This is a genomic window from Serratia sp. CY31944, assembly GCF_052169175.1.
GTDB classification, from domain to species: domain Bacteria; phylum Pseudomonadota; class Gammaproteobacteria; order Enterobacterales; family Enterobacteriaceae; genus Serratia; species Serratia sarumanii.
This window is the reverse complement of sequence record NZ_JBJNLG010000025.1, coordinates 60,814-81,360: the sequence shown is the minus strand read 5'-3', so window position 1 is coordinate 81,360 and position 20,547 is coordinate 60,814. Positions and strand designations below refer to the sequence as shown.

The window sequence follows — 20,547 nt, the reverse complement described above, 5'->3', positions numbered from 1 at the left end:
GTTAAGCGTTGCCTTTAACCTGCATTTTAAGCTGAGCGGCGAAATCCAGCATGCGGTTCAGCGGCACCAGCGCCTTTTCACGCAGCGCGGCGTCCACGTGGATCTCATGCTGCGCGCCCCCCTGCTCCAGCCCTTCGGCAATCGCCTTCAGGCCATTCATCGCCATCCACGGGCAATGCGCGCAGCTGCGGCAGGTCGCCCCTTCTCCGGCGGTCGGCGCTTCGAACAGCTCCTTGTCCGGACAGGCCTGCTGCATCTTGTAAAAGATACCGCGATCGGTGGCGACGATCAGCTGTTGATGCGGCAATGTTTTCGCCGCCTGAATCAGTTGGCTGGTCGATCCCACCGCATCCGCCAATTCAACCACCGCCTGTGGCGATTCGGGATGCACCAGAATGGCCGCCTGCGGATAGAGCGCCTTCATGCGCCGCAGCGCCTGAGTCTTGAACTCGTCATGGACAATGCAGGCGCCTTGCCAACACAGCACGTCGGCGCCGGTCTGCTTCTGCACGTAGCTGCCGAGATGGCGATCCGGCGCCCAGATGATCTTCTCGCCCAGGCTGTCCAGGTGTTCGATCAGCTCGACGGCGATGCTGGAAGTGACCACCCAGTCAGCGCGCGCTTTGACCGCCGCCGAGGTGTTCGCATAGACCACCACGGTACGATCGGGATGGCTGTCGCAAAACGCATGAAACTCCTCTTCCGGGCAGCCCAGATCCAGCGAACATTCGGCAAACAGCGTCGGCATCAGCACCTGTTTTTCCGGGCTGAGGATCTTGGCGGTTTCCCCCATGAAACGCACGCCGGCCACCAGCAGCGTGGAAGCCGGATGGGCGCTGCCGAAGCGCGCCATTTCCAGCGAATCCGCCACGCAGCCGCCGGTTTCTTCCGCCAGCGCCTGGATTTCCGGATCGGTATAATAGTGTGCGACCATCACCGCATTGCGCTGCTTGAGCAGGGTTTTGATCTTCTCGCGATAAAAGGCTTTTTCGGCTACGTCCAGCGGTACCGGTTTAGGCGGGAAGGGATACACCGCCGCATTGACATCAAACATTTCACTCATCGCTGCAATCTCATGCTAGGCTGGGCGCCTGCCGCGTGAATATCGCCTGCCGCAACGCCCTTCGTTTTATATACTAAACAAAATACCTAAATTTGCGCGAAAAGTCCGCTGATATTTTCATATTTGCGCATCCATTGTTTAATGAATTAAAAATACGGACGCTGGCCGTGCAGTTCACAGCGGATAATGGCCTGACGAGACCGTATAGCCCGTTCAGAGAACAGCGGGATGATGATCGGTGCAATGTTGAAACGAGAAAGCACGAATGTAGATTACGGTGCTGCAGATGCGAAAAAAGCGCCAAAAGGCGCTTTTCTCTGAATGGGTGGGTCGTGCAGGATTGATTCGGCCTGTGGCCTCACCCTGCGGGCAACGCTGCGCGTTGTCGTATCGCTGCGCGATACTCGAACCTGAGCGCAGGCTCTCACCCGCACGACTCGGTGAACTCTGTTGGCAAGAGGGTAAAGCAGAATCTGGTGGCGCAGATGCGAAAAAAGCGCCAAAAGGCGCTTTTTCTGAATTGGTGGGTCGTGCAGGATTCGAACCTGCGACCAATTGATTAAAAGTCAACTGCTCTACCAACTGAGCTAACGACCCGCAGTGTGGTGGGTGATGACGGGCTCGAACCGCCGACCCCCTCCGTGTAAAGGAGATGCTCTACCAACTGAGCTAATCACCCACTGCTGTGGTACTGCTATTTTTCACTCTCAAAGAGTGGTGGGTCGTGCAGGATAACTCGGCCTTTGGCCTCGCCCTTCGGGCCATCACCGGAGTGATGTTGTCTCGCTTTGCGAGACTCGAACCTTACGGTTCTCATCCTGACGATTTAACACCTTGCTCTATTAAAGAGTGGTGGGTCGTGCAGGATTCGAACCTGCGACCAATTGATTAAAAGTCAACTGCTCTACCAACTGAGCTAACGACCCACTGATGTGGTTTACTGCTGATGGCGAATGGGTTACTGAAACCAACTCGCGGAAAACAAGGATGGGGATGTTCAGGACAACTCGACGGGTACTCGACTCGGACCTTTACTTTGCCACATCAAACCGATTCTGAAGCTGTCATTCTTTCTTAAAGAATGGTGGGTCGTGCAGGATTCGAACCTGCGACCAATTGATTAAAAGTCAACTGCTCTACCAACTGAGCTAACGACCCATAACAGTGGTGGGTGATGACGGGCTCGAACCGCCGACCCCCTCCGTGTAAAGGAGATGCTCTACCAACTGAGCTAATCACCCACTGTTGTGGTTACTGCTACTTCAGAAATTGGTGGGTCGTGCAGGATTCGAACCTGCGACCAATTGATTAAAAGTCAACTGCTCTACCAACTGAGCTAACGACCCAATTTCCCTGCCGCTTTAACATCTTGCAAGATGTCTTGGCAACGGCGGCATATATTACTAATTTATCTTGGCAGCGCAACCTAAATTTTTTACCGATGCGTTCAACTGCTTGTTCTTCACGCGAATGAGCCCAGAAATCGGTCAAATCGACTAACTTCTGGGCTCATTTTTCTGACTGTTAACCGCCTACGCGACTTTTCGCCTGTTTGGCCGCCGCACTGGTTGGGTACTGTTTAATCACCTGCTGGAACACGGCTTTGGCTTTATCGGCCTGCCCTTTCTCCTGCATGATGATACCCACCTTGTACATGGCGTCCGGCGCCTTCGGTGATTTAGCGTAATTCTTCACCACCACCGCAAAATAGTAGGCCGCGTCGTCTTTTTTACCCTTGTTGTAGAACAACTGGCCCAGCCAATAGTTGGCGTTGGGCTGGTAAGTAGACTTCGGGTACTGTTTTACGAAGGACTGAAAGGCGGAAATCGCCTGGTCATACTGTTTTTTTTCCAGTGCCAGAGAAACAGCGGCGTTGTAGTCGCTGTTCTCATCACCGCCGCTCGGCGTGGCGGAGGCGGCTGCGGAAGCGCTGCCGCCCGCATCGGAAGATGCGCCTGCGGCTGCCCCGCCGGCAGCGCCCGCGGCCGCAGAGGCACTCTGAGCGCCGCCCTGGCTGAGGCTATCCATCTGTTGATAGATTTGCTTCTGGCGTTCAACCACCTGATTCAACTGATACTGGCTTTCCTGGATTTGCCCACGGAGAGAATCAATGTCGCGTTGGTTATCAGAGAGTTGTTGCTGGAGTTGATTTAAAAGCTGGCCTTGAGCATTGCTGATGCGCTCAAGCGAGGTGACGCGGTCTTCGACCGAGCCGGAGCCGACATTACTGATTGGCGCTTGGGCAGTAGCGGCCCAGGGGGCCGCTACGCCAACCAGTAACGACAGACTCAACAGGTGACGTCTGAAGTTACTGTTCATGCGATTCTCTTAGTAAACCAGAACGGCACGACGGTTTTTAGCATAAGCCGCTTCGTCGTGGCCCAGTACTGCTGGTTTTTCTTTACCGTAAGAAACGATAGAGATCTGGTCAGCGGAAACGCCTTTACCCTGCAGGTACATTTTAACGGCGTTAGCACGGCGCTCACCCAGAGCGATGTTGTATTCCGGCGTGCCGCGTTCGTCAGCGTGGCCTTCAACGGTCACTTTGTAAGACGGGTTGTTACGCAGGAATGCAGCGTGCGCGTCCAGCATCTGAGCGAATTCGGAGCTTACGTCATACTTGTCCAGGCCGAAGTAAACGATGTTGTTCTTCTGCAGTTCTTGCATCTGCAGACGAGCTTGTTCTTCGGAAGACAGGTTGCTGCTGCCGTTTTCCATACCAGTGCCAGCGCCCATACCAGATTGGTCGTTGTTTGCGCTTTTGTTAGAACTACAAGCTGCTACAGCCAGAACTGGCAGTGCCAGCAGAAGCCCTTTCAGCACTTTGTTCAGTTGCATTTCTTTGATCCTTTTATAGTTTGCCATACATATTTACACATGCATCACAGATACGGCGACCAGGCAGGGAATTTGACCTGTCCATCAGTTGCCGGAAGACGCGCTTTGAAACGCCCATCAGTTGACACCAACTGCAGCACGGAGCCCATACCTTGCGTCGAGCTATAGATCACCATGGTGCCGTTTGGCGCAATACTAGGCGTTTCATCGAGGAAGGTACCGGTCAAAACCTGAACGGCGCCCGATCCAAGATCTTGTTTGGCGATGTGTTGCGCACCACTGTTGGTGCTGACCATCACCAGGAATTTACCGTCGGAGCTGACTTCAGAATCCTGGTTCTGAGAGCCTTCCCACGTCAGGCGCTGTGCGGCACCGCCGCTGGCGCTGATTTTATAAATCTGCGGACGCCCGCCCTGGTCGGAGGTAAACGCCAGAGACTGGCCATCCGGGAACCAGGTCGGTTCGGTGTTGTTGTTGCGGCCATCGGTCAGCTGCGTGATCTGGCCGGAGCCGAGGTTCATCACGTACAGGTTCAGGCTGCCGCTCTTGGACAGCGCGAAGGCCAGTTTGCTGCCGTCCGGCGAGAACGCCGGCGCACCGTTGTGGCGCGGGAACGAGGCGATCTGGCGGATGGCGCCGTTAGCCAGGGTCTGCACCACCAGCGCGGAACGGCCGCTCTCAAAGGTCACGTAAGCCAGTTTGCTGCCGTCCGGCGACCAGGCCGGGGACATCAGCGGCTCAGGCGAACGGTGCACCGTAAACTGGTTGTAACCGTCGTAATCCGCTACGCGCAGCTCATACGGGAATTTCCCGCCGTTGGTCTGCACGACGTAGGCGATACGGGTACGGAACGCGCCCTTGATGCCGGTCAGCTTCTCGAACACTTCGTCGCTGGCGGTATGGGCAGAATAACGCAACCACTGTTTGGTCACTTTATACTGGTTCTGCGCCAATACGGTGCCCGGCGAACCCGAGGTGTCCACCAGTTGGTAGGAGATCAGGTAGCTGCCGTCGGCGCCAGGTTGAACCTGGCCGACAACCACGGCGTCGATGCCCAGCGCAGTCCAGGCCGCCGGGGTCACTTCAGACGCGGAGGTCGGTTGCTGCGGCATGCGCGCCACGTCGATCGGGTTGAATTTACCGCTGTTGCGCAGATCCGCGCCGACAATCTTGCCAATATCTTCCGGCGGCGTGCCTGGGCCCGCCCATTTAAACGGCACCACGCCAATCGGACGAGCGGAGTCGACCCCTTGGGTGATTTCAATGCGAACTTCCGCGTGCAGCACGGACGCCCACAGAATTAAAAAACCTAGCGCTACTCGAAATGCCTGCTTCATCTCATCTCCCTTATCCAGGCGGGATGCCTGCGATAAATTAGCAGAATTTTAACAAACCAACTTACGTAAAACTACATAATCCCTGTTGGTTACCTTAGTACATCCCTGTGATATCACTCAGTCAATCAACCGTTATTTCGGTTTGAATTCAAGGATAGAATTCTTAAAGTGCTGATAAACGGCATCGCTCGGCGGCTTCGGTATATGCGCCAACTTGGCGGCAGACACCGCGGCCTGACACAGCGCCGGATCGCCGCCCGCCGCTTGTACGCTTATCAGCAGGCCGTCCGGCGCCAGCTTGATACGCAGATCGCAGGTTTTGCCGGCGAACGAGCTGGCGTCATAGAACTTGCTCTGAATCGCCCCCTGAATTTGCCCCATATAACCGCTGATATCCGCCCCGCTGGCCCCAGCCGTTTTGGCATTGCCCTGCCCGGCCGGTTTACCGTCGCCCTTCGATTTGGCACCGCCGCCTTTCGGCGCGTTCTTGCCGTCCGCCAGGCCACCAAACAGATCGTTGACTTCCTCCGATTGCTTCGCAGCCTCAGCGGCGGCCTTCTTCTTGGCGTCCGCGGCGGCTTTCTTGGCGGCAGCGGCTTTCTCGGCCGCAGCTTTCTTCTCGGCTTCCGCTGCGGCTTTTTTCTCGGCTTCAGCGGCCGCTTTCTTCTCCGCAGCTTCTGCGGCTTTTTGCTCTGCGGCGGCGGCCGCGGCTTTCTTCGCCTCTTCCGCCTGTTTCTTGGCGGCGGCAGCGGCGGCCGCTTCTTTCTTGGCTTCCGCCTCGGCTTTCTTCTGCGCGTCCGCCTGCGCTTTGGCTATCTTGTCCGCTTCAGCCTTCGCCTTCGCGGCGGCGGCCTCGGCGACCTTCTGTTGCTCTTTGGCCTTGGCTGCGGCGGCTTCCGCCGCTTTTTGCTGCTCGGCGGCCTGTTTCTGCTGCTCCGCCGCCTTCTGCTGTTGCTCAGCCTGCGCTTTGGCGTCCTGCGCGGCTTTCTCCTGCGCCGCCAAACGCTCTTTCTCCAGCTCTTTCAGGCGCTGCTGTTGCTCCGCCTGCTTCTGCTGAAGCTCTTCGGCCTGTTGCTCCGCCTTTTTCTGGCGCTGCTTTTCGGCACGCTGCGCATCGTTGCTCTGCTGCTGCTGGCGATTGTACTGCTCCACCACCGCGCCGGGATCGACCATCACCGCGCCCACCACGGTGCCATCACCGCCACCGCCGGCGCCCATGTCGACATTTTCCTGCAGCGATCCCCAAATCAGCAGGGCAATCAGTATGAAGTGCAGAACGACCGAAACAATAACGGCGCGGTTCAGCTTATCGTTTTGCTCAGTTGCCTTTACCAAAATAGATTCCCAAAAACTGGTGTTGCTTATACGGGGTTCCTGGGCCGCAGCGCAGGAACCGGGTTGCCGTTCGCCTTACGGTCAGATTGGCTGGGTCATCAGCCCTACGGAAGCCACGCCCGCCTGATGGAGAATATTCAATGCCTTGATAATCTCATCGTAAGGGACTTCCTTCGCACCGCCGATCAAAAAGACCGTTTTCGGGTTAGCCGCCAAACGCGACTTGGCTTCGGCCGCGACTTGCTCAGGCGGCAACAGCTCCATACGGTTGTGATCCACCACCAGGGTGTATTGACCTACGCCAGAAACCTCGAGGATCACCGGCGGATTGTCATCGCTGGACACCGTTTTGGAATCGGTGGCGTCCGGCAGGTCAACCTCCACGCTCTGCGTGATGATTGGCGCGGTTGCCATAAAGATCAGCAGCAGCACCAGCAACACGTCGAGCAGCGGAACGATGTTAATTTCGGACTTCAGCTCGCGCCGACTACGTCCACGTACTCTCGCCATGCTACCTCCTACTTATTTGCTGTCGCTGGAGAAGGCCTGACGATGCAGAATAGCGGTGAACTCTTCCATAAAGTTGTCGTAATTCTGCTCAAGCTTGTTGACGCGCTGGTTGAGACGGTTGTAGGCCATGACCGCCGGGATGGCGGCGAACAGACCGATCGCGGTGGCGATCAGCGCTTCGGCGATACCCGGCGCCACCATCTGCAGCGTGGCTTGCTTCACCGCGCCCAGCGCGATAAAGGCGTGCATGATCCCCCACACGGTGCCGAACAGGCCGATGTACGGGCTGATCGAACCGACGGTGCCGAGGAACGGAATATGGGTTTCCAGCGTTTCCAGCTCGCGATTCATCGAAATGCGCATCGCGCGCGACGCCCCTTCGATCACCGACTCCGGCGCATGGTTGTTGGCACGGTGCAGGCGGGCGAACTCTTTGAAGCCGGAATGGAAGATCTGCTCGGAGCCGGTCAGGCTATCGCGACGCGCCTGACTTTCCTGGTACAGACGGGAAAGCTCGATACCGGACCAGAATTTGTCTTCAAAGGCTTCGGCGTCACGCGTCGCCGCATTGAGGATGCGGGTGCGCTGAATGATGATCGCCCAGGAGGCTACCGAGAAGCATATCAAAATCAACATGATAAGCTTAACCAGCAGGCTCGCCTTCAAGAATAAATCTAGGATGTTCATGTCAGTCACTGCTTAAACTCCGCGACAATAGACTTAGGAAGCGCTCTCGGCTTCATTTGGTGTGGATCAATACAGGCAATCAGGACATCTGCCTGGCTCAGTAGGGCCCCGTCAGAATTGACAATGCGTTGAGCAAACGTGAGAGAAGCCCCGCGCAGACAGGTGATTTCGCTCTGTACCTCCAGTTGCTCGTCGAGACGAGCCGGAGCCAGATAATCCACCGTCATGCGCCGGACGACAAAAGCGACTTGTTCACTGAGCAGCTGCTGTTGATGAAAGTTGTGCTGACGCAGCATCTCTGTGCGCGCTCTTTCAAAAAAGGCGACGTAGCGGGCGTGATAGACCACACCACTGGCATCGGTATCCTCGTAGTAAACGCGAACCGGCCATCGAAACAACGTATTACTCACTCTACTTCCCAGCAATGCAATTTAACGCTGCTACTATACGCAAGACGGATCGGGTTGGGAATGGGTTACAAGATGGGAATGAAAATAATTATGGGCCGTGAGAGCCCATAACATGGGGACATCGGGGAGATTATAAAGAAACGTAAAGTAATCCTGCGCACAAGATCACAATTGCGGGAAGCGGCGCAAAAAAAGCGCGCCAGACGCTGCGCTGCGGGCGGAATCCGAAACCGTGGATCACCCCGGCGCACACCGCCCAAATCAGCAACAGCCCTTCCCAAATCTCCAGCGAGCTGGTTTTGGCGGCGAAACGCGTCGGATCCCAGAACACGCACCCCGCCAAAATCAACGCCAGCACCAGGGAAAGGGCCCGGATCGGGCCCTTGTCGGTGACAGCGTACAGCTTGTCAATCACGGACGAGCTCATCACTTACCGTCTTGCTGAGCTTTGGTTGCTTCGCTCTGCTCAAGCGCCAGCGCCGTGATGATGCCGAAGGCGCAGGCAAGAAGCGTTCCGAGAATCCAGGCAAAATACCACATGGTTTAGCTCCTTATCCTTAGTACAGCGAATGCTTGTTGTTTTCGATGTAGTTCTTGTCGAGGCGACCGAACATTTTGTAGTACGACCAGCTGGTGTACGCCAAAACGATAGGCACGAAGATTGCCGCCACGACGGTCATCACTTTCAGCGTCAACAGGCTCGACGTCGCGTCCCACATGGTCAGGCTGACGTTAGGCACGGTGCTGGACGGCATCACGAACGGGAACATGGTGACCCCGGCGGTGAGGATGACGCAGGCGATGGTCAGCGACGAGGTGACGAACGCCAGCGCGCCTTTCTCCAGACGCGAGAACAGGATGGTGAACAACGGCAGCACCACGCCCAGCGCAGGCAACGCCCACAGCAGCGGATACTTGTTGAAGTTGATCAGCCAGGCGCCAGCCTGATGCGCCACTTCTTTACGCATCGGGTTGGATTCCGCCAGGGTGTCCAGCGCCGACGTCACGACGAAGCCGTCGATGCCTTTCACCAGCCATACGCCCGCCAGCAGGAAGCACACCGCCATGATCAGCGTCGCGATCTGCGCCGCGGCGCGTGAACGCAGGTGGATCTCGCCGGTGGTGCGCATTTGCAGGTAGGTCGCCCCCTGGGTGACCAGCATGGTCAGGCTGACCACGCCCGCCAACAGACCGAACGGATTCAGCAGTTGGAAGAAGTTGCCGGTGTAGAACAGGCGCATGTACTCGTCCATGTGGAACGGCACGCCCTGCAGCAGGTTGCCGAACGCCACGCCGAAGACCACGGCAGGCACGAAGGAGCCGATGAAGATGCCCCAGTCCCACATGTTGCGCCAGCGGCTGCTCTCCAGCTTGGAACGGTAATCGAAACCGACCGGGCGGAAGAACAAGGCGGCCAGCACCAGGATCATGGCGACGTAGAAGCCGGAGAAGGCCGCTGCGTAGACCATCGGCCAGGCGGCGAACAGCGCGCCGCCGGCGGTGATCAGCCACACCTGGTTACCGTCCCAGTGCGGGGCGATGGAGTTGATCATCACCCGGCGCTCGGTATCGGTTTTCCCGATGATGCGCACCAGAATGCCGACGCCCATGTCGAAACCGTCGGTGACGGCGAAGCCGATCAGCAGTACGCCAACCAGGACCCACCAAATAAATCGCAGTACTTCATAGTCAAACATACGTGGACTCCTGTTTAGCGCGCTTCCTGCACGGCGGCAGTCGGTTGTTCAAAGTGATAGCGGCCGGTTTTCAGGCTGCTTGGACCCAGACGCGCAAACTTGAACATCAGGTACAATTCAGCCACCAGGAACAGGGTGTACAAGCCGCAGATCAGCCCCATCGAGAACAGAATGTCGCCCGCGGTCAGTGAAGAGTTGGCGACCGCCGTCGGCAGCACCTCACCAATCGCCCACGGTTGACGGCCGTATTCCGCCACGAACCAGCCGGACTCGATCGCGATCCAAGGCAGCGGCAAACCGTACAGCGCCGCGCGGTGCAGCCATTTTTTCTGGCCGATGCGGCCGCGGATCACGTTCCAGAACGACAGGCCGATGATCAACAGCATGATCACGCCACAGGCCACCATGATGCGGAAGGCGAAGTACAGCGGCGCCACGCGCGGAATGGAGTCCTTGGTCGCCAGCTGGATCTGCGCTTCCGTCGCGTCGGTGACGTTCGGGGTATAGCGCTTCAGCAGCATGCCGTAGCCCAGGTCTTGCTTGGTTTTGTTGAATTCGGCACGCACCGCAGGATCGGTGTTGCCGCCGCGCAGCTCTTCCAGCAGCTGGTAGGCTTTCATCCCGTTGCGGATGCGCACTTCATGCTGCGCCATCAGATCTTTCAGGCCGGTGACCTGAGTGTCCGTGGAACGGGTGGCGATCAGGCCAAGCGCATACGGGATCTGAATAGAGAAGGAGTTTTCCATCTTGTCCTGATCGGGAATGCCGAACAGGGTGAAGGACGCCGGCGCCGGCTGGGTGTCCCATTCCGCTTCGATAGCGGCCAGTTTGGTTTTCTGCACGTCGCCCATTTCGTAGCCGGATTCATCACCCAGAACGATAACGGACAGAATGGCAGCCATACCGAAGCTGGCAGCGATGGCGAAGGAGCGCTTGGCGAAGGCGATGTCGCGGCCTTTCAGCAGGTAGTAGGAGCTGATGCCCAGAACGAACATCGCGCCGCAGGTGTAGCCGGAAGCCACGGTGTGAACGAATTTCACCTGCGCAACCGGGTTAAGCACCAGTTCGGAGAAGCTGACCATCTCCATGCGCATGGTTTCGAAGTTGAAATCCGACGCGATCGGGTTCTGCATCCAGCCGTTGGCGACCAGGATCCACAGCGCGGACAGGTTGGAGCCGAGGGCCACGAACCAGGTTACCGCCATGTGCTGCACCTTGCTCAGACGATCCCAGCCGAAGAAGAACAGGCCGACCAGCGTCGATTCAAGGAAGAACGCCATCAGACCTTCGATAGCCAGTGGGGCCCCGAAGATATCGCCGACGTAGTGAGAGAAATACGACCAGTTAGTCCCGAACTGGAACTCCATGGTCAAACCGGTGGCCACACCCAGAGCAAAGTTAATCGCAAATAACTTTCCCCAGAATTTGGTCATGTCTTTATAGATTTGTTTGCCAGACAGGACATATACCGTTTCCATAATTGCCAGCAAGAACGCCATACCGAGCGTTAATGGGACAAATAAGAAATGGTACATCGCCGTTAAAGCAAACTGTAAGCGCGACAGTTCGACAATATCAAACATCTTGACTCCTTGCTCCTCGCAGGAAGACTCCGACACGCGGTTATCGGCACGCCTCTTTCAAAGCCGCCAGTAACGCCCCGCAGTGAATGCCCTTAAACACAACAAATTTGATCCAGCTTCTCCGCTTTCAACCGCACACTCGGCCAATAGCCCCTCGGGCCGTCGACAAGCACGCCACTGAAAACCGACAACGGGTAACAAATGCAACAAGATCAACCATCCATAATCACAACATGGATGATACTCGCCCAATCCCACACAATAAATAGGTTTTTACGTGACGTGGGTTAGACTTTTGGTTACAGGTCAAATCTTAGCCGAAAGAGGTACTTCGGGCTAATTTGATCTGAGACAATTTAAGCCTATCCGCATCTTATTTCCATATTCATCAGCACATTTCGCATAATTTTCTTAGGGTCATGTTGCGCAATGGTTTAATTGTTTTTTAATGATATTTTTGTGTTAAATAAATGTAATTTAAAAGAGCCGCCATTGTATTATTACGCGCTTATTATGCGACATAATTAACCTTTTATTTCCAATAAGCCGTGACAGTGATAGCAGTCACAAAACAACAAATCTCTCTCCAATATTAGTCTATTTCTCGCGATGGGATCGTAAAGGTTGCGATTTTGTAGCAGAATGACCACTTATGTTAAAATTGCATTGAGTGACAATAACTTATGAAAAAAATCATCTTTGCCTCTGTCTTGGGACTCTCGGGAAACGCCATGGCCGCCGAAACGGTAAATATCACCCTGCTGGGCACCTCCGATCTGCACGGCACCTTCGTGCCCTGGGACTACGCCAGCGACACGGAGAATCTGGCGGGCAGCCTGAGCCAGATAGCCACTCAGGTGAAAAAGGTGCGCGCTGAGCAGCCCAACCTGATCCTGGTGGACGCCGGCGACACCATTCAGGGCAACTTCGTCGAAACCTTCAAGCATGAGGCCGTCAGCCCGATGATGCTGGGCCTCAACGCGCTCAATTATGACGTCTGGGTGATGGGCAACCACGAGTTCGACTTCGGCCTGCCGGTGCTGGCTACGCCGCTCAAGCAGTTCAAGGGCGCGGCGCTGGCGGGCAATATCGTCTGGGACAACGGCAAGCCCTATCTGCCGGCCTACACCATCGTCGAACGCCAGGGCGTGAAGATCGGCATTATCGGCATGGACACGCCGATGACCGCGGAATTCGCCAAGGGCACCGATCGCATCAAAGGGCTGAACTTCACCGATCCGGTGCAGGCGGTGAAGCAGGTCATCAGGCAAATCGACGGCCAGGTCGACGCCATCGTGCTGGTGGCGCATATGGGCATCGACAATGAGAACCAGCGCCCCGGCACCGGCGTGGCCGACATCGCCAACGCCAACCCGGAGCTGGCGGCGATCGTCGCCGGCCATATGCATGTGAAGATCGACAAAGCGGTGGTTAACGGCGTCATCATCACCGAACCGGATAAATACGGCCGCGCGCTGTCGCGCATCGATCTGCAGTTTGAACGCCGCGACGGCAAATTCACGCTGATCGACAAAAACAGCTACACCTACCCCATCAAGGGGATGACGCCGGACAGCGCCATGCAGGCGCTCTACCAGCCGTACCATGACATTTTGCGCGCCAATGCCAACCGGGTCGTGGCGAAGCTGAGCGGCAGCGATCTGGTGCCCGCCGACGAATTCCGCGGCATTCCCCAGGTGCACGTGCAGGATACCGGCATCAGCGCGCTGTTCCAGCAGGCCGCCCGCCACTATGCGCCGCTGGCGCAGGTGATCGCCCTGCAGATCGACAACGATCGCGCCAAACTGGACGTCGGCGACATCAAGGCCAAGGATATCGCCTTTAACTACCAATACGCCGGCGGTGAGATCACCGTGTATCAGCTCAACGGCAAAGCGCTTAAACGCTACATGGAGTGGTCCGCCGACTATTTCAATCAGCTGCAGCCGGGCGACGTCACCTACAGCTTTAACCCGGCGCGGCGATCGTCCAAATATTCCACCAACGATTTCTTCGACGGCGTCACTTACACCATCGACCTGCGCCAACCCGCCGGCTCGCGCATCGTCGATCTGCGCCTGACGAACGGCACGCCGGTCACCGACGATATGCCGATCCGTCTGGGCATGAACAGTTACCGCATGGGCCACCTGACGCAAAAGGGTGGCGCGCTGGAGGGGCAATCCTTCCCGGTGCTGTTCGACAGCAAAGCGCAATACGGTGAAGAAGAAGGCACCATTCGCCACCTGACCCTGCGCTACCTGACGGAAGTGAAACACGGCCAGTATCAGGGCGTGCCGCCGCAGCGCTGGAAGCTGGTCGGCATGGAGGGTTACGAACCGCAGCGGGCGATCGTCAAACGGCTGCTCAATGAGGGCGTTATTCAGGTACCAACCACCGACGACGGCCGCTACACCAACGTCGCGTCGATCAATGTCAAAAACGCGCTGTTCCGCAACGCCGACGATTACCGCGCCGCCCTCACCTCGCTGGAGCAACAGCGCCAAGCCGCCGTGGATCCGGTGCAACAGCGTCGCCTGCAGGATCGGATCGCGCTGATCAAGGCGCTCAACGACTTCTGATCGTCGCCCATAAAAAAGGCCACCCTATGGGTGGCCAAACATATCGAGATAGTGTTATTTCGTACTAAATGCTTAGCGCTTCAGCACCGCTTTTACCGCGTCGCCGATGTCCGCCAGACTGCGAACGGTTTTCACGCCCGCCGCTTCCAGCGCAGCAAACTTCTCGTCCGCCGTGCCTTTGCCGCCTGCGATGATGGCGCCCGCGTGGCCCATGCGCTTGCCTTTCGGCGCGGTTACGCCGGCGATGTAGCCGACAACCGGTTTGGTGACGTGTTCTTTGATGTAAGCTGCCGCTTCTTCTTCAGCGCTGCCGCCGATCTCACCGATCATCACGATCGCTTCGGTCTGCGGATCCTGCTGGAACATCTTCAGGATATCGATGAAGTTGGAGCCCGGGATCGGGTCGCCGCCGATGCCCACGCAGGTGGACTGGCCCAGACCGGCATCGGTGGTTTGTTTCACCGCTTCATAGGTCAGGGTACCGGAGCGGGAAACGATGCCCACTTTGCCCGGCAGGTGGATGTGGCCAGGCATGATGCCGATTTTGCACTCGCCCGGGGTGATCACGCCTGGGCAGTTCGGCCCGATCATGCGCACGCCGGCTTCGTCCAGCTTCACTTTCACGGTCAGCATGTCCAGGGTCGGGATGCCTTCGGTGATGGTGATGATCAGTTTGATGCCGGCGTCGATCGCTTCCAGGATGGAGTCTTTGCAGAACGGCGCTGGAACGTAGATCACAGAGGCAGTGGCGCCGGTCGCTTCAACCGCTTCGCGCACGGTGTTGAACACCGGCAGGCCCAGGTGCTGGGTGCCGCCTTTGCCCGGGGTTACGCCGCCAACCATTTTGGTGCCGTAAGCGATAGCTTGTTCGGAGTGGAAAGTCCCCTGGCTACCGGTGAAGCCCTGGCAAATTACTTTGGTGTTCTTATCGATTAAAATGGACATTATTTACCCTCCACTGCTGCAACAACTTGCTGAGCCGCATCAGTCAGGCTGGTCGCAGCAATGATATTCAGGCCGCTGTCCGCCAGTTTCTTGGCGCCCAGTTCGGCGTTGTTCCCTTCCAAGCGCACCACCACCGGGACGTTAACGCCCACTTCGGCCACTGCGCCGATGATGCCGTCGGCGATCAGATCGCAACGTACGATACCACCGAAGATGTTAACCAGAACCGCTTTCACCTTGTCGTCGGACAGGATGATTTTGAACGCTTCGGTCACGCGCTCTTTGGTCGCGCCGCCGCCAACGTCCAGGAAGTTGGCCGGTTCGCCGCCGTGCAGTTTAACGATGTCCATGGTGCCCATCGCCAGACCGGCGCCGTTAACCATGCAGCCGATGTTGCCGTCGAGGGCAACGTAGTTCAGCTCCCACTGAGCCGCACGGGATTCACGCTCGTCTTCCTGGGAAGGGTCACGCATTTCACGCAGTTCCGGCTGGCGGAACAGGGCGTTGCCGTCGGCGCCCAGTTTGCCGTCCAGGCACACCAGATCGCCCTGCTTGGTGATCACCAGCGGGTTGATCTCAACCATCGCCAGATCGCGCTCCAGGAACAGCGTCGCCAGGCCCATGAAGATCTTGGCGAACTGGCTGACTTGCTTACCGGTCAGGCCCAGTTTGAAGGCCAGCTCACGGCCCTGATAAGGCTGTGGACCCGCCAGCGGATCGATGGTCATTTTGTGGATCAGTTCTGGGGTTTCTTCCGCCACCTTCTCGATTTCCACGCCGCCTTCGGTAGACGCCATGAACACGATGCGACGGGTCGCGCGGTCTACGACGGCGCCCAGGTACAGTTCTTTATCGATGTCGGTCGCCGCTTCAACCAAGATCTGGTTAACCGGCTGGCCCAGCGCGTCAGTCTGGTAAGTCACCAGACGCTTGCCCAACCAGGCTTCCGCGAAAGCGCGGATATCTTCTTTGCTGTTGACGACTTTAACGCCGCCCGCTTTACCGCGGCCGCCAGCATGAACCTGACATTTCACCACCCACGGGCCGGAGCCGATTTTGGATGCGGCTTCTTCTGCTTCACGCGGAGTGGTACAGGCGTAACCGGTTGGTGCCGGCATGCCATACCGAGCAAACAGCTGTTTTGCCTGATATTCGTGTAAATTCATGATGTTCTATCCATTCAGTTCTGAAGGTTTTTAGCCGGACCATTATTACGCGGTAAACCGCATGGTTTTCCGGCCACATAGCACAGAGTGCGGGCGCGGCATGCCGCGCCCGGCAAGGGTTACTAGACGTCCAGCAGCAGACGAGCCGGATCTTCCAGCATCTCTTTGACCGTCACCAGATAACCGACGGATTCTTTACCGTCGATCAGGCGGTGGTCATAAGACAGCGCCAGATACATCATCGGCTGGATCACCACCTGACCATTGACCGCCATTGGGCGATCTTTAATGGCGTGCATGCCCAGGATGGCGCTCTGCGGCGGGTTGATGATCGGGGTAGACATCAGGGAGCCGAATACGCCGCCGTTGGTAATGGTGAAGTTACCGCCGGTCAGCTCTTCCACGGTCAGTTTGCCGTCGCGGCCCTTAACGGCCAGCTCTTTGATTTTCTTCTCAATGTCAGCCATGCTCATGGCGTCCACATCGCGCAGTACCGGCGTCACCAGGCCGCGCGGGGTCGAAACCGCGATGCTGATGTCGAAGTAGTTGTGGTAAACCACGTCAGAACCGTCGATCGACGCGTTCACTTCCGGGAAGCGCTTCAGTGCCTCAACCACCGCCTTGATGTAGAAGGACATGAAGCCCAGACGCACGCCGTGGCGCTTCTCGAAGGCTTCGCCGTACTGCTTGCGCAGATCCATGATCGGCTGCATGTTGATTTCGTTGAAGGTGGTCAGCATCGCGGTGCTGTTCTTCGCTTCCAGCAGACGCTCGGCGACGCGTTTGCGCAGGCGAGTCATCGGCACGCGTTTTTCGCTGCGGCCGGCCAGAGCAGGCTGCGGCGCGGCTTCAGCAGCGGCGGCCGGTTTGGCGGCGGCGCCGCCTTTGGCCAGGTGCGCTTCCACGTCTTCACGCGTGATGCGGCCACCCACACCGGTGCCTTTGATGGCGCCGGCATCGAGATCGTGTTCGGCGATCAGGCGGCGAATCGCCGGGCTGAGCGCGTCATTGCTTTCTTCTTCCAGGCTCGCGGTAGCGCGCTGTGCAGGCGTGGCTTCTTTCTCCTGGCTCTTCTCAGCGGTCGGCTTGCCGGAGCTGTCGCCCGGACGGATGCGGCCGAGCAGCTGGCGAGACAGTACGGTCGCGCCCTCTTCTTCCACGATAGCATCGAGAATGCCCGCTTCACTGGCCGGCACTTCCAACACCACTTTGTCGGTTTCGATTTCAACCAGGACTTCATCACGCTGCACGCTGTCGCCCGGTTTTTTGTGCCAGGTGGCTACGGTCGCATCGGCAACCGATTCAGGAAGGTCAGGAACCAGAATATCTACGCTACTCATTTAGCTTTCCCTTAAGTTTTTTATCATCTGCTTGCCGGCCCCTCGGCCGGCAAGCGAGCGAACATTAGTCAATATTCAGCGCGTCGTTCACCAGAGCCTGCTGCTGCTTCTGGTGTACGGACATATAGCCCACCGCCGGAGAAGCGGAGGCCGGACGTCCTGCGTAACGTAAAGAAGCCCCGAACGGCACCACTTCACGGAAGTTGTGTTGGCTGCAGTACCAGGCGCCCTGGTTCAGCGGCTCTTCCTGACACCAGACGAAATCATGCACGTGCGAGTATTGCTCCAGCACGGCCTGCACGGCCTGATGCGGGAACGGATACAGCTGCTCGATACGCACGATGGCCACGTCTTTCTGCTCGTTCTTGCGACGCTGTTCCAGCAGGTCATAGTAGACCTTGCCGGAGCACAGCACGACGCGCTTGACCGCTTTCGGATCCAAGTCGTCGATCTCGCCGATCGCCGGCAGGAAGGTGCCGTTGGCCAGTTCGTCCAGCGAAGAAATCGCCAGCGGGTGACGCAGCAGCGACTTCGGCGACATCACCACCAGCGGACGGCGCATACCGCGCAGCGCCTGACGGCGCAGCATATGGTAAACCTGCGCCGGCGTGGACGGGACGCACACCTGCATGTTCTGCTCTGCACACAGCTGCAGATAGCGTTCCAGACGCGCGGAAGAGTGCTCTGGGCCCTGGCCTTCATAGCCGTGCGGCAGCAGCATCACCAGGCCGCACATACGGCCCCATTTTTGCTCGCCGGAGCTGATGAACTGGTCGATAACGACCTGCGCGCCGTTGGCGAAGTCGCCGAACTGCGCTTCCCAGATGGTCAGCGTGCGCGGTTCCGCCGTGGCGTAACCGTATTCGAACGCCAGCACCGCTTCTTCAGACAGCACGGAGTCCCAGACCTTGAATTCGCCCTGGCCGCTGTGGATATTCGCCAGCGGAACGTAGACCGAACCGTTTTTCTGGTTGTGCACCACCGCGTGACGGTGGAAGAAGGTGCCGCGGCCGGCGTCTTCGCCGGAGATGCGGATTGGAATGCCTTCATCCGCCATGGTGGCGTAGGCCAGCGTTTCGGCGGCGCCCCAGTCGAACGGCTTGTTGCCCGCCGCCATCTCGGCGCGGTCAGCGTAGATTTTCGCCACGCGCGACTGCATTTCGATCGCTTCCGGCACGGTGCTGATGCGACGTGCCAGCTCCTGCAGGCGCTTCATCTCAACCTTGCTCGGGTACTCTTCGTCCCATTCGTGGTTCAGGTACGGTGACCAGGTGAAGGAGTGCAGGTTCATCGGACGCCATTCTTCAACCACACAATCGCCGCGGTCGAGCGCGTCGCGGTACAGGTTGACCATTTCCGTGGCATCTTCCAGGCTGGCCACGTTCTGCTCGGTCAGAACGTCAGCGTAGATTTTGCGCGGCGTAGGGTGTTTCTTGATCTTCTGATACATCACCGGCTGGGTGGCGCTCGGCTCGTCGGCCTCGTTGTGCCCATGGCGACGGTAGCAGACCAGATCGATCATCACGTCACGCTTAAAGGTGTTACGGAAATCCAACGCCAGGCGGGTGACGAAGGCCACGGCCTCCGGATCGTCCGCGTTAACGTGGAAGATCGGCGACTGAACCATTTTGGCGATGTCGGTGCAGTATTCGGTAGAGCGCGCATCCAGCGGGTTGGAGGTGGTGAAACCAACCTGGTTGTTGATGACGATACGCACGGTGCCGCCCACTTCGTAGCCGCGAGCCTGAGACATGTTCAGGGTTTCCTGAACCACGCCCTGGCCGGTAATGGCGGCGTCGCCGTGGATGGTGATCGGCAGCACCATGTTGCTGCGCGCTTCGTCCAAGCGATCGCGACGGGCGCGAACCGAGCCCATGACCACCGGGCTGACGATCTCCAGGTGCGACGGGTTGAACGCCAGCGCCAGGTGAACCATGCCGCCTTCGGTTTCCACGTCGGAAGAGAAGCCCTGGTGGTATTTCACGTCACCGGTGCCGAGGTGTTCTTTATGCTTGCCGGCGAATTCGTCGAACAGATCGGCCGGCTTTTTGCCCAGCACGTTGATCAGCACGTTCAGACGGCCGCGGTGGGCCATGCCCAACACCACTTCGCGCGTGCCGTTCTTACCGGCGTGGCGCACCATCTCTTTCAGCATCGGCACCAGCGCGTCGCCGCCTTCCAGCGAGAAGCGTTTGGCGCCCGGGAATTTGGCGCCCAGGTAACGTTCCAGGCCTTCCGCCGCGGTCAGCTCGTTCAGGAAACGGCGTTTTTCGTCGGCGGTAAAGCTGGCGCGCCCCACCACCGACTCGATGCGCTGTTGGATCCAGCGTTTCTCTTCGGTGTTGGTGATGTGCATGTACTCAGCGCCGATCGAGCCGCAATAGGTCTGCTTCAGCGCGGCGTACAGATCGCCCAGCTTCATGGTTTCTTTGCCGATGGCGAAAGAGCCCACGTTGAAGGTTTCCTGGAAATCGGCTTCGGTCAGGTTGTGGTAAGCGGGATCAAGGTCAGGAACTTGCTCGCGCTGCCACAGGCCGAGCGGATCGAGGTTGGCATGCTGATGCCCGCGGAAGCGGAAGGCGTTGATCAGCTGCAGTACCTTGACCTGTTTGGCGTCGGTTTCCGGATCGGTGATGGTGGTATTGTAGCGCGCGGAGTCTTTCGCCAGGCGGCGGAAGTAATCGCGCGTTTGAGAGTGAAGCTGATCGGGTTTGACACCCGCGGTTGGTAGCTGTTGAAAAATGGAACGCCAGCTATCTTCAACGGAACCCGGATCGGTTAAGAAGTCTTCATAGAGCTGCTCTATGTAAGACTGGTTCGCGCCCGCCAGATAGGAGGAATCCAGCCAGGCCTTCATTGCGCCGTTCTGCATCATGATCCCTTAAGCTTTGAAGCTTTAGTTTTCGCCGTGGTTAACATAATTACCGTGATGAATACGGTTTGCCGTAAAACGGTTCACTCGACGTACTTGCGGCCATGACGGCCCGATACGTTCTGTTATGGACCTTGCGGTCCCTTACAAGGAACCTCTAAAAACCGGCGGAAGAACCAGGC

The 20,547-nt window shown here is 57.8% G+C and carries 17 protein-coding genes, 6 tRNA genes and 2 other RNA genes; 1 reads left to right on the top strand and 24 read right to left on the bottom strand.

Annotated elements, in window-relative coordinates; translation table 11 throughout:
• Nucleotide 1 precedes the first annotated feature (1 nt).
• From nadA to cydA, 20 genes are all read right to left on the bottom strand, one after another.
• Nucleotides 2-1,063, bottom strand: coding sequence for a quinolinate synthase NadA (nadA, locus tag ACJ8IN_RS22130; RefSeq protein ID WP_015376982.1), 1,062 nt, complete (start codon nucleotides 1,061-1,063; stop codon nucleotides 2-4).
• Nucleotides 1,064-1,386: 323 nt separating this feature from the next.
• Nucleotides 1,387-1,511, bottom strand: a non-coding RNA gene (locus tag ACJ8IN_RS22125) — RtT sRNA.
• A 73-nt stretch (nucleotides 1,512-1,584) separates the two neighbouring features.
• Nucleotides 1,585-1,660 (bottom strand) — tRNA-Lys (locus ACJ8IN_RS22120).
• Between the two features lie 6 nt (nucleotides 1,661-1,666).
• Nucleotides 1,667-1,742, bottom strand: a tRNA-Val gene (locus ACJ8IN_RS22115).
• 36 nt (nucleotides 1,743-1,778) lie between these two features.
• Nucleotides 1,779-1,900: non-coding RNA, RtT sRNA (locus ACJ8IN_RS22110), on the bottom strand.
• Nucleotides 1,901-1,913: 13 nt separating this feature from the next.
• Nucleotides 1,914-1,989, bottom strand: a tRNA-Lys gene (locus tag ACJ8IN_RS22105).
• Between the two features lie 156 nt (nucleotides 1,990-2,145).
• A tRNA-Lys gene (locus ACJ8IN_RS22100) sits at nucleotides 2,146-2,221 on the bottom strand.
• 7 nt (nucleotides 2,222-2,228) lie between these two features.
• Nucleotides 2,229-2,304 (bottom strand) — tRNA-Val (locus ACJ8IN_RS22095).
• A gap of 29 nt (nucleotides 2,305-2,333) precedes the next feature.
• Nucleotides 2,334-2,409 (bottom strand) — tRNA-Lys (locus ACJ8IN_RS22090).
• A gap of 178 nt (nucleotides 2,410-2,587) precedes the next feature.
• The gene (gene cpoB / locus ACJ8IN_RS22085; RefSeq protein WP_033637474.1) at nucleotides 2,588-3,382 is read right to left on the bottom strand and encodes a cell division protein CpoB; all 795 of its coding nucleotides are present in this window, start codon (nucleotides 3,380-3,382) and stop codon (nucleotides 2,588-2,590) included.
• A 9-nt stretch (nucleotides 3,383-3,391) separates the two neighbouring features.
• Nucleotides 3,392-3,901, bottom strand: a complete 510-nt coding sequence (gene pal / locus ACJ8IN_RS22080; protein WP_025160033.1) for a peptidoglycan-associated lipoprotein Pal — start codon at nucleotides 3,899-3,901, stop codon at nucleotides 3,392-3,394.
• A gap of 44 nt (nucleotides 3,902-3,945) precedes the next feature.
• On the bottom strand, nucleotides 3,946-5,238 hold the full coding sequence (gene tolB, locus ACJ8IN_RS22075) for a Tol-Pal system beta propeller repeat protein TolB (protein ID WP_004939856.1): 1,293 nt from the start codon (nucleotides 5,236-5,238) through the stop codon (nucleotides 3,946-3,948).
• Between the two features lie 132 nt (nucleotides 5,239-5,370).
• Entirely contained in the window at nucleotides 5,371-6,573 is a 1,203-nt protein-coding gene (tolA, locus tag ACJ8IN_RS22070) for a cell envelope integrity protein TolA (protein ID WP_033647156.1), read from the bottom strand.
• 81 nt (nucleotides 6,574-6,654) lie between these two features.
• The gene (gene tolR, locus ACJ8IN_RS22065) at nucleotides 6,655-7,083 is read right to left on the bottom strand and encodes a colicin uptake protein TolR (protein ID WP_004939859.1); all 429 of its coding nucleotides are present in this window, start codon (nucleotides 7,081-7,083) and stop codon (nucleotides 6,655-6,657) included.
• A 12-nt stretch (nucleotides 7,084-7,095) separates the two neighbouring features.
• Complete coding sequence (gene tolQ, locus ACJ8IN_RS22060; protein ID WP_004939862.1) at nucleotides 7,096-7,779, bottom strand: Tol-Pal system protein TolQ; 684 nt, start codon at nucleotides 7,777-7,779, stop codon at nucleotides 7,096-7,098.
• The gene (ybgC, locus tag ACJ8IN_RS22055) at nucleotides 7,776-8,180 is read right to left on the bottom strand and encodes a tol-pal system-associated acyl-CoA thioesterase (RefSeq protein ID WP_025160034.1); all 405 of its coding nucleotides are present in this window, start codon (nucleotides 8,178-8,180) and stop codon (nucleotides 7,776-7,778) included. Before ybgC ends, tolQ begins: the two co-directional genes overlap by 4 nt.
• A gap of 130 nt (nucleotides 8,181-8,310) precedes the next feature.
• The gene (ybgE, locus tag ACJ8IN_RS22050; protein ID WP_019454032.1) at nucleotides 8,311-8,607 is read right to left on the bottom strand and encodes a cyd operon protein YbgE; all 297 of its coding nucleotides are present in this window, start codon (nucleotides 8,605-8,607) and stop codon (nucleotides 8,311-8,313) included.
• Nucleotides 8,607-8,720, bottom strand: coding sequence for a cytochrome bd-I oxidase subunit CydX (gene cydX, locus ACJ8IN_RS22045; protein WP_004939868.1), 114 nt, complete (start codon nucleotides 8,718-8,720; stop codon nucleotides 8,607-8,609). Before cydX ends, ybgE begins: the two co-directional genes overlap by 1 nt.
• 17 nt (nucleotides 8,721-8,737) lie before the next feature.
• On the bottom strand, nucleotides 8,738-9,877 hold the full coding sequence (cydB, locus tag ACJ8IN_RS22040; protein WP_019454033.1) for a cytochrome d ubiquinol oxidase subunit II: 1,140 nt from the start codon (nucleotides 9,875-9,877) through the stop codon (nucleotides 8,738-8,740).
• 14 nt (nucleotides 9,878-9,891) lie between these two features.
• Complete coding sequence (gene cydA, locus ACJ8IN_RS22035; RefSeq protein ID WP_019454034.1) at nucleotides 9,892-11,460, bottom strand: cytochrome ubiquinol oxidase subunit I; 1,569 nt, start codon at nucleotides 11,458-11,460, stop codon at nucleotides 9,892-9,894.
• A gap of 683 nt (nucleotides 11,461-12,143) precedes the next feature.
• On the opposite strand from cydA, the gene ACJ8IN_RS22030 reads away from it, so the two are divergent.
• Nucleotides 12,144-14,042, top strand: a complete 1,899-nt coding sequence (locus ACJ8IN_RS22030) for a bifunctional metallophosphatase/5'-nucleotidase (RefSeq protein WP_060421769.1) — start codon at nucleotides 12,144-12,146, stop codon at nucleotides 14,040-14,042.
• Nucleotides 14,043-14,114: 72 nt separating this feature from the next.
• On the opposite strand, the gene sucD is transcribed toward ACJ8IN_RS22030, so the two are convergent.
• From sucD to sucA, 4 genes are all read right to left on the bottom strand, one after another.
• Nucleotides 14,115-14,987: a succinate--CoA ligase subunit alpha gene (gene sucD / locus ACJ8IN_RS22025; protein ID WP_004939878.1), complete on the bottom strand. Its 873-nt coding sequence runs from the start codon at nucleotides 14,985-14,987 to the stop codon at nucleotides 14,115-14,117.
• A complete protein-coding gene (sucC, locus tag ACJ8IN_RS22020) occupies nucleotides 14,987-16,153 on the bottom strand; it encodes an ADP-forming succinate--CoA ligase subunit beta (protein WP_015376978.1) in 1,167 nt (388 codons plus the stop codon). Before sucC ends, sucD begins: the two co-directional genes overlap by 1 nt.
• Before the next feature lie 122 nt (nucleotides 16,154-16,275).
• Nucleotides 16,276-17,493 (bottom strand): 2-oxoglutarate dehydrogenase complex dihydrolipoyllysine-residue succinyltransferase, encoded by a 1,218-nt coding sequence (gene odhB / locus ACJ8IN_RS22015; protein WP_033637469.1) that lies wholly within the window; start codon nucleotides 17,491-17,493, stop codon nucleotides 16,276-16,278.
• A 64-nt stretch (nucleotides 17,494-17,557) separates the two neighbouring features.
• A complete protein-coding gene (gene sucA / locus ACJ8IN_RS22010) occupies nucleotides 17,558-20,365 on the bottom strand; it encodes a 2-oxoglutarate dehydrogenase E1 component (RefSeq protein ID WP_060422263.1) in 2,808 nt (935 codons plus the stop codon).
• Nucleotides 20,366-20,547 lie beyond the last annotated feature (182 nt).

What these genes read in the sequence shown, in the direction of transcription:
- tolB (WP_004939856.1), bottom strand. Translation starts at nt 5,238, where the DNA reads ATGAAGCAGGCATTTCGAGTAGCGCTAGGTTTTTTAATTCTGTGGGCG.
- sucD (WP_004939878.1), bottom strand. Translation starts at nt 14,987, where the DNA reads ATGTCCATTTTAATCGATAAGAACACCAAAGTAATTTGCCAGGGCTTC.
- odhB (WP_033637469.1), bottom strand. Translation starts at nt 17,493, where the DNA reads ATGAGTAGCGTAGATATTCTGGTTCCTGACCTTCCTGAATCGGTTGCC.
- cydB (WP_019454033.1), bottom strand. Translation starts at nt 9,877, where the DNA reads ATGTTTGACTATGAAGTACTGCGATTTATTTGGTGGGTCCTGGTTGGC.
- cydA (WP_019454034.1), bottom strand. Translation starts at nt 11,460, where the DNA reads ATGTTTGATATTGTCGAACTGTCGCGCTTACAGTTTGCTTTAACGGCG.
- sucA (WP_060422263.1), bottom strand. Translation starts at nt 20,365, where the DNA reads ATGCAGAACGGCGCAATGAAGGCCTGGCTGGATTCCTCCTATCTGGCG.
- ybgE (WP_019454032.1), bottom strand. Translation starts at nt 8,607, where the DNA reads ATGAGCTCGTCCGTGATTGACAAGCTGTACGCTGTCACCGACAAGGGC.
- nadA (WP_015376982.1), bottom strand. Translation starts at nt 1,063, where the DNA reads ATGAGTGAAATGTTTGATGTCAATGCGGCGGTGTATCCCTTCCCGCCT.
- tolR (WP_004939859.1), bottom strand. Translation starts at nt 7,083, where the DNA reads ATGGCGAGAGTACGTGGACGTAGTCGGCGCGAGCTGAAGTCCGAAATT.
- pal (WP_025160033.1), bottom strand. Translation starts at nt 3,901, where the DNA reads ATGCAACTGAACAAAGTGCTGAAAGGGCTTCTGCTGGCACTGCCAGTT.
- cpoB (WP_033637474.1), bottom strand. Translation starts at nt 3,382, where the DNA reads ATGAACAGTAACTTCAGACGTCACCTGTTGAGTCTGTCGTTACTGGTT.
- ACJ8IN_RS22030 (WP_060421769.1), top strand. Translation starts at nt 12,144, where the DNA reads ATGAAAAAAATCATCTTTGCCTCTGTCTTGGGACTCTCGGGAAACGCC.
- cydX (WP_004939868.1), bottom strand. Translation starts at nt 8,720, where the DNA reads ATGTGGTATTTTGCCTGGATTCTCGGAACGCTTCTTGCCTGCGCCTTC.
- sucC (WP_015376978.1), bottom strand. Translation starts at nt 16,153, where the DNA reads ATGAATTTACACGAATATCAGGCAAAACAGCTGTTTGCTCGGTATGGC.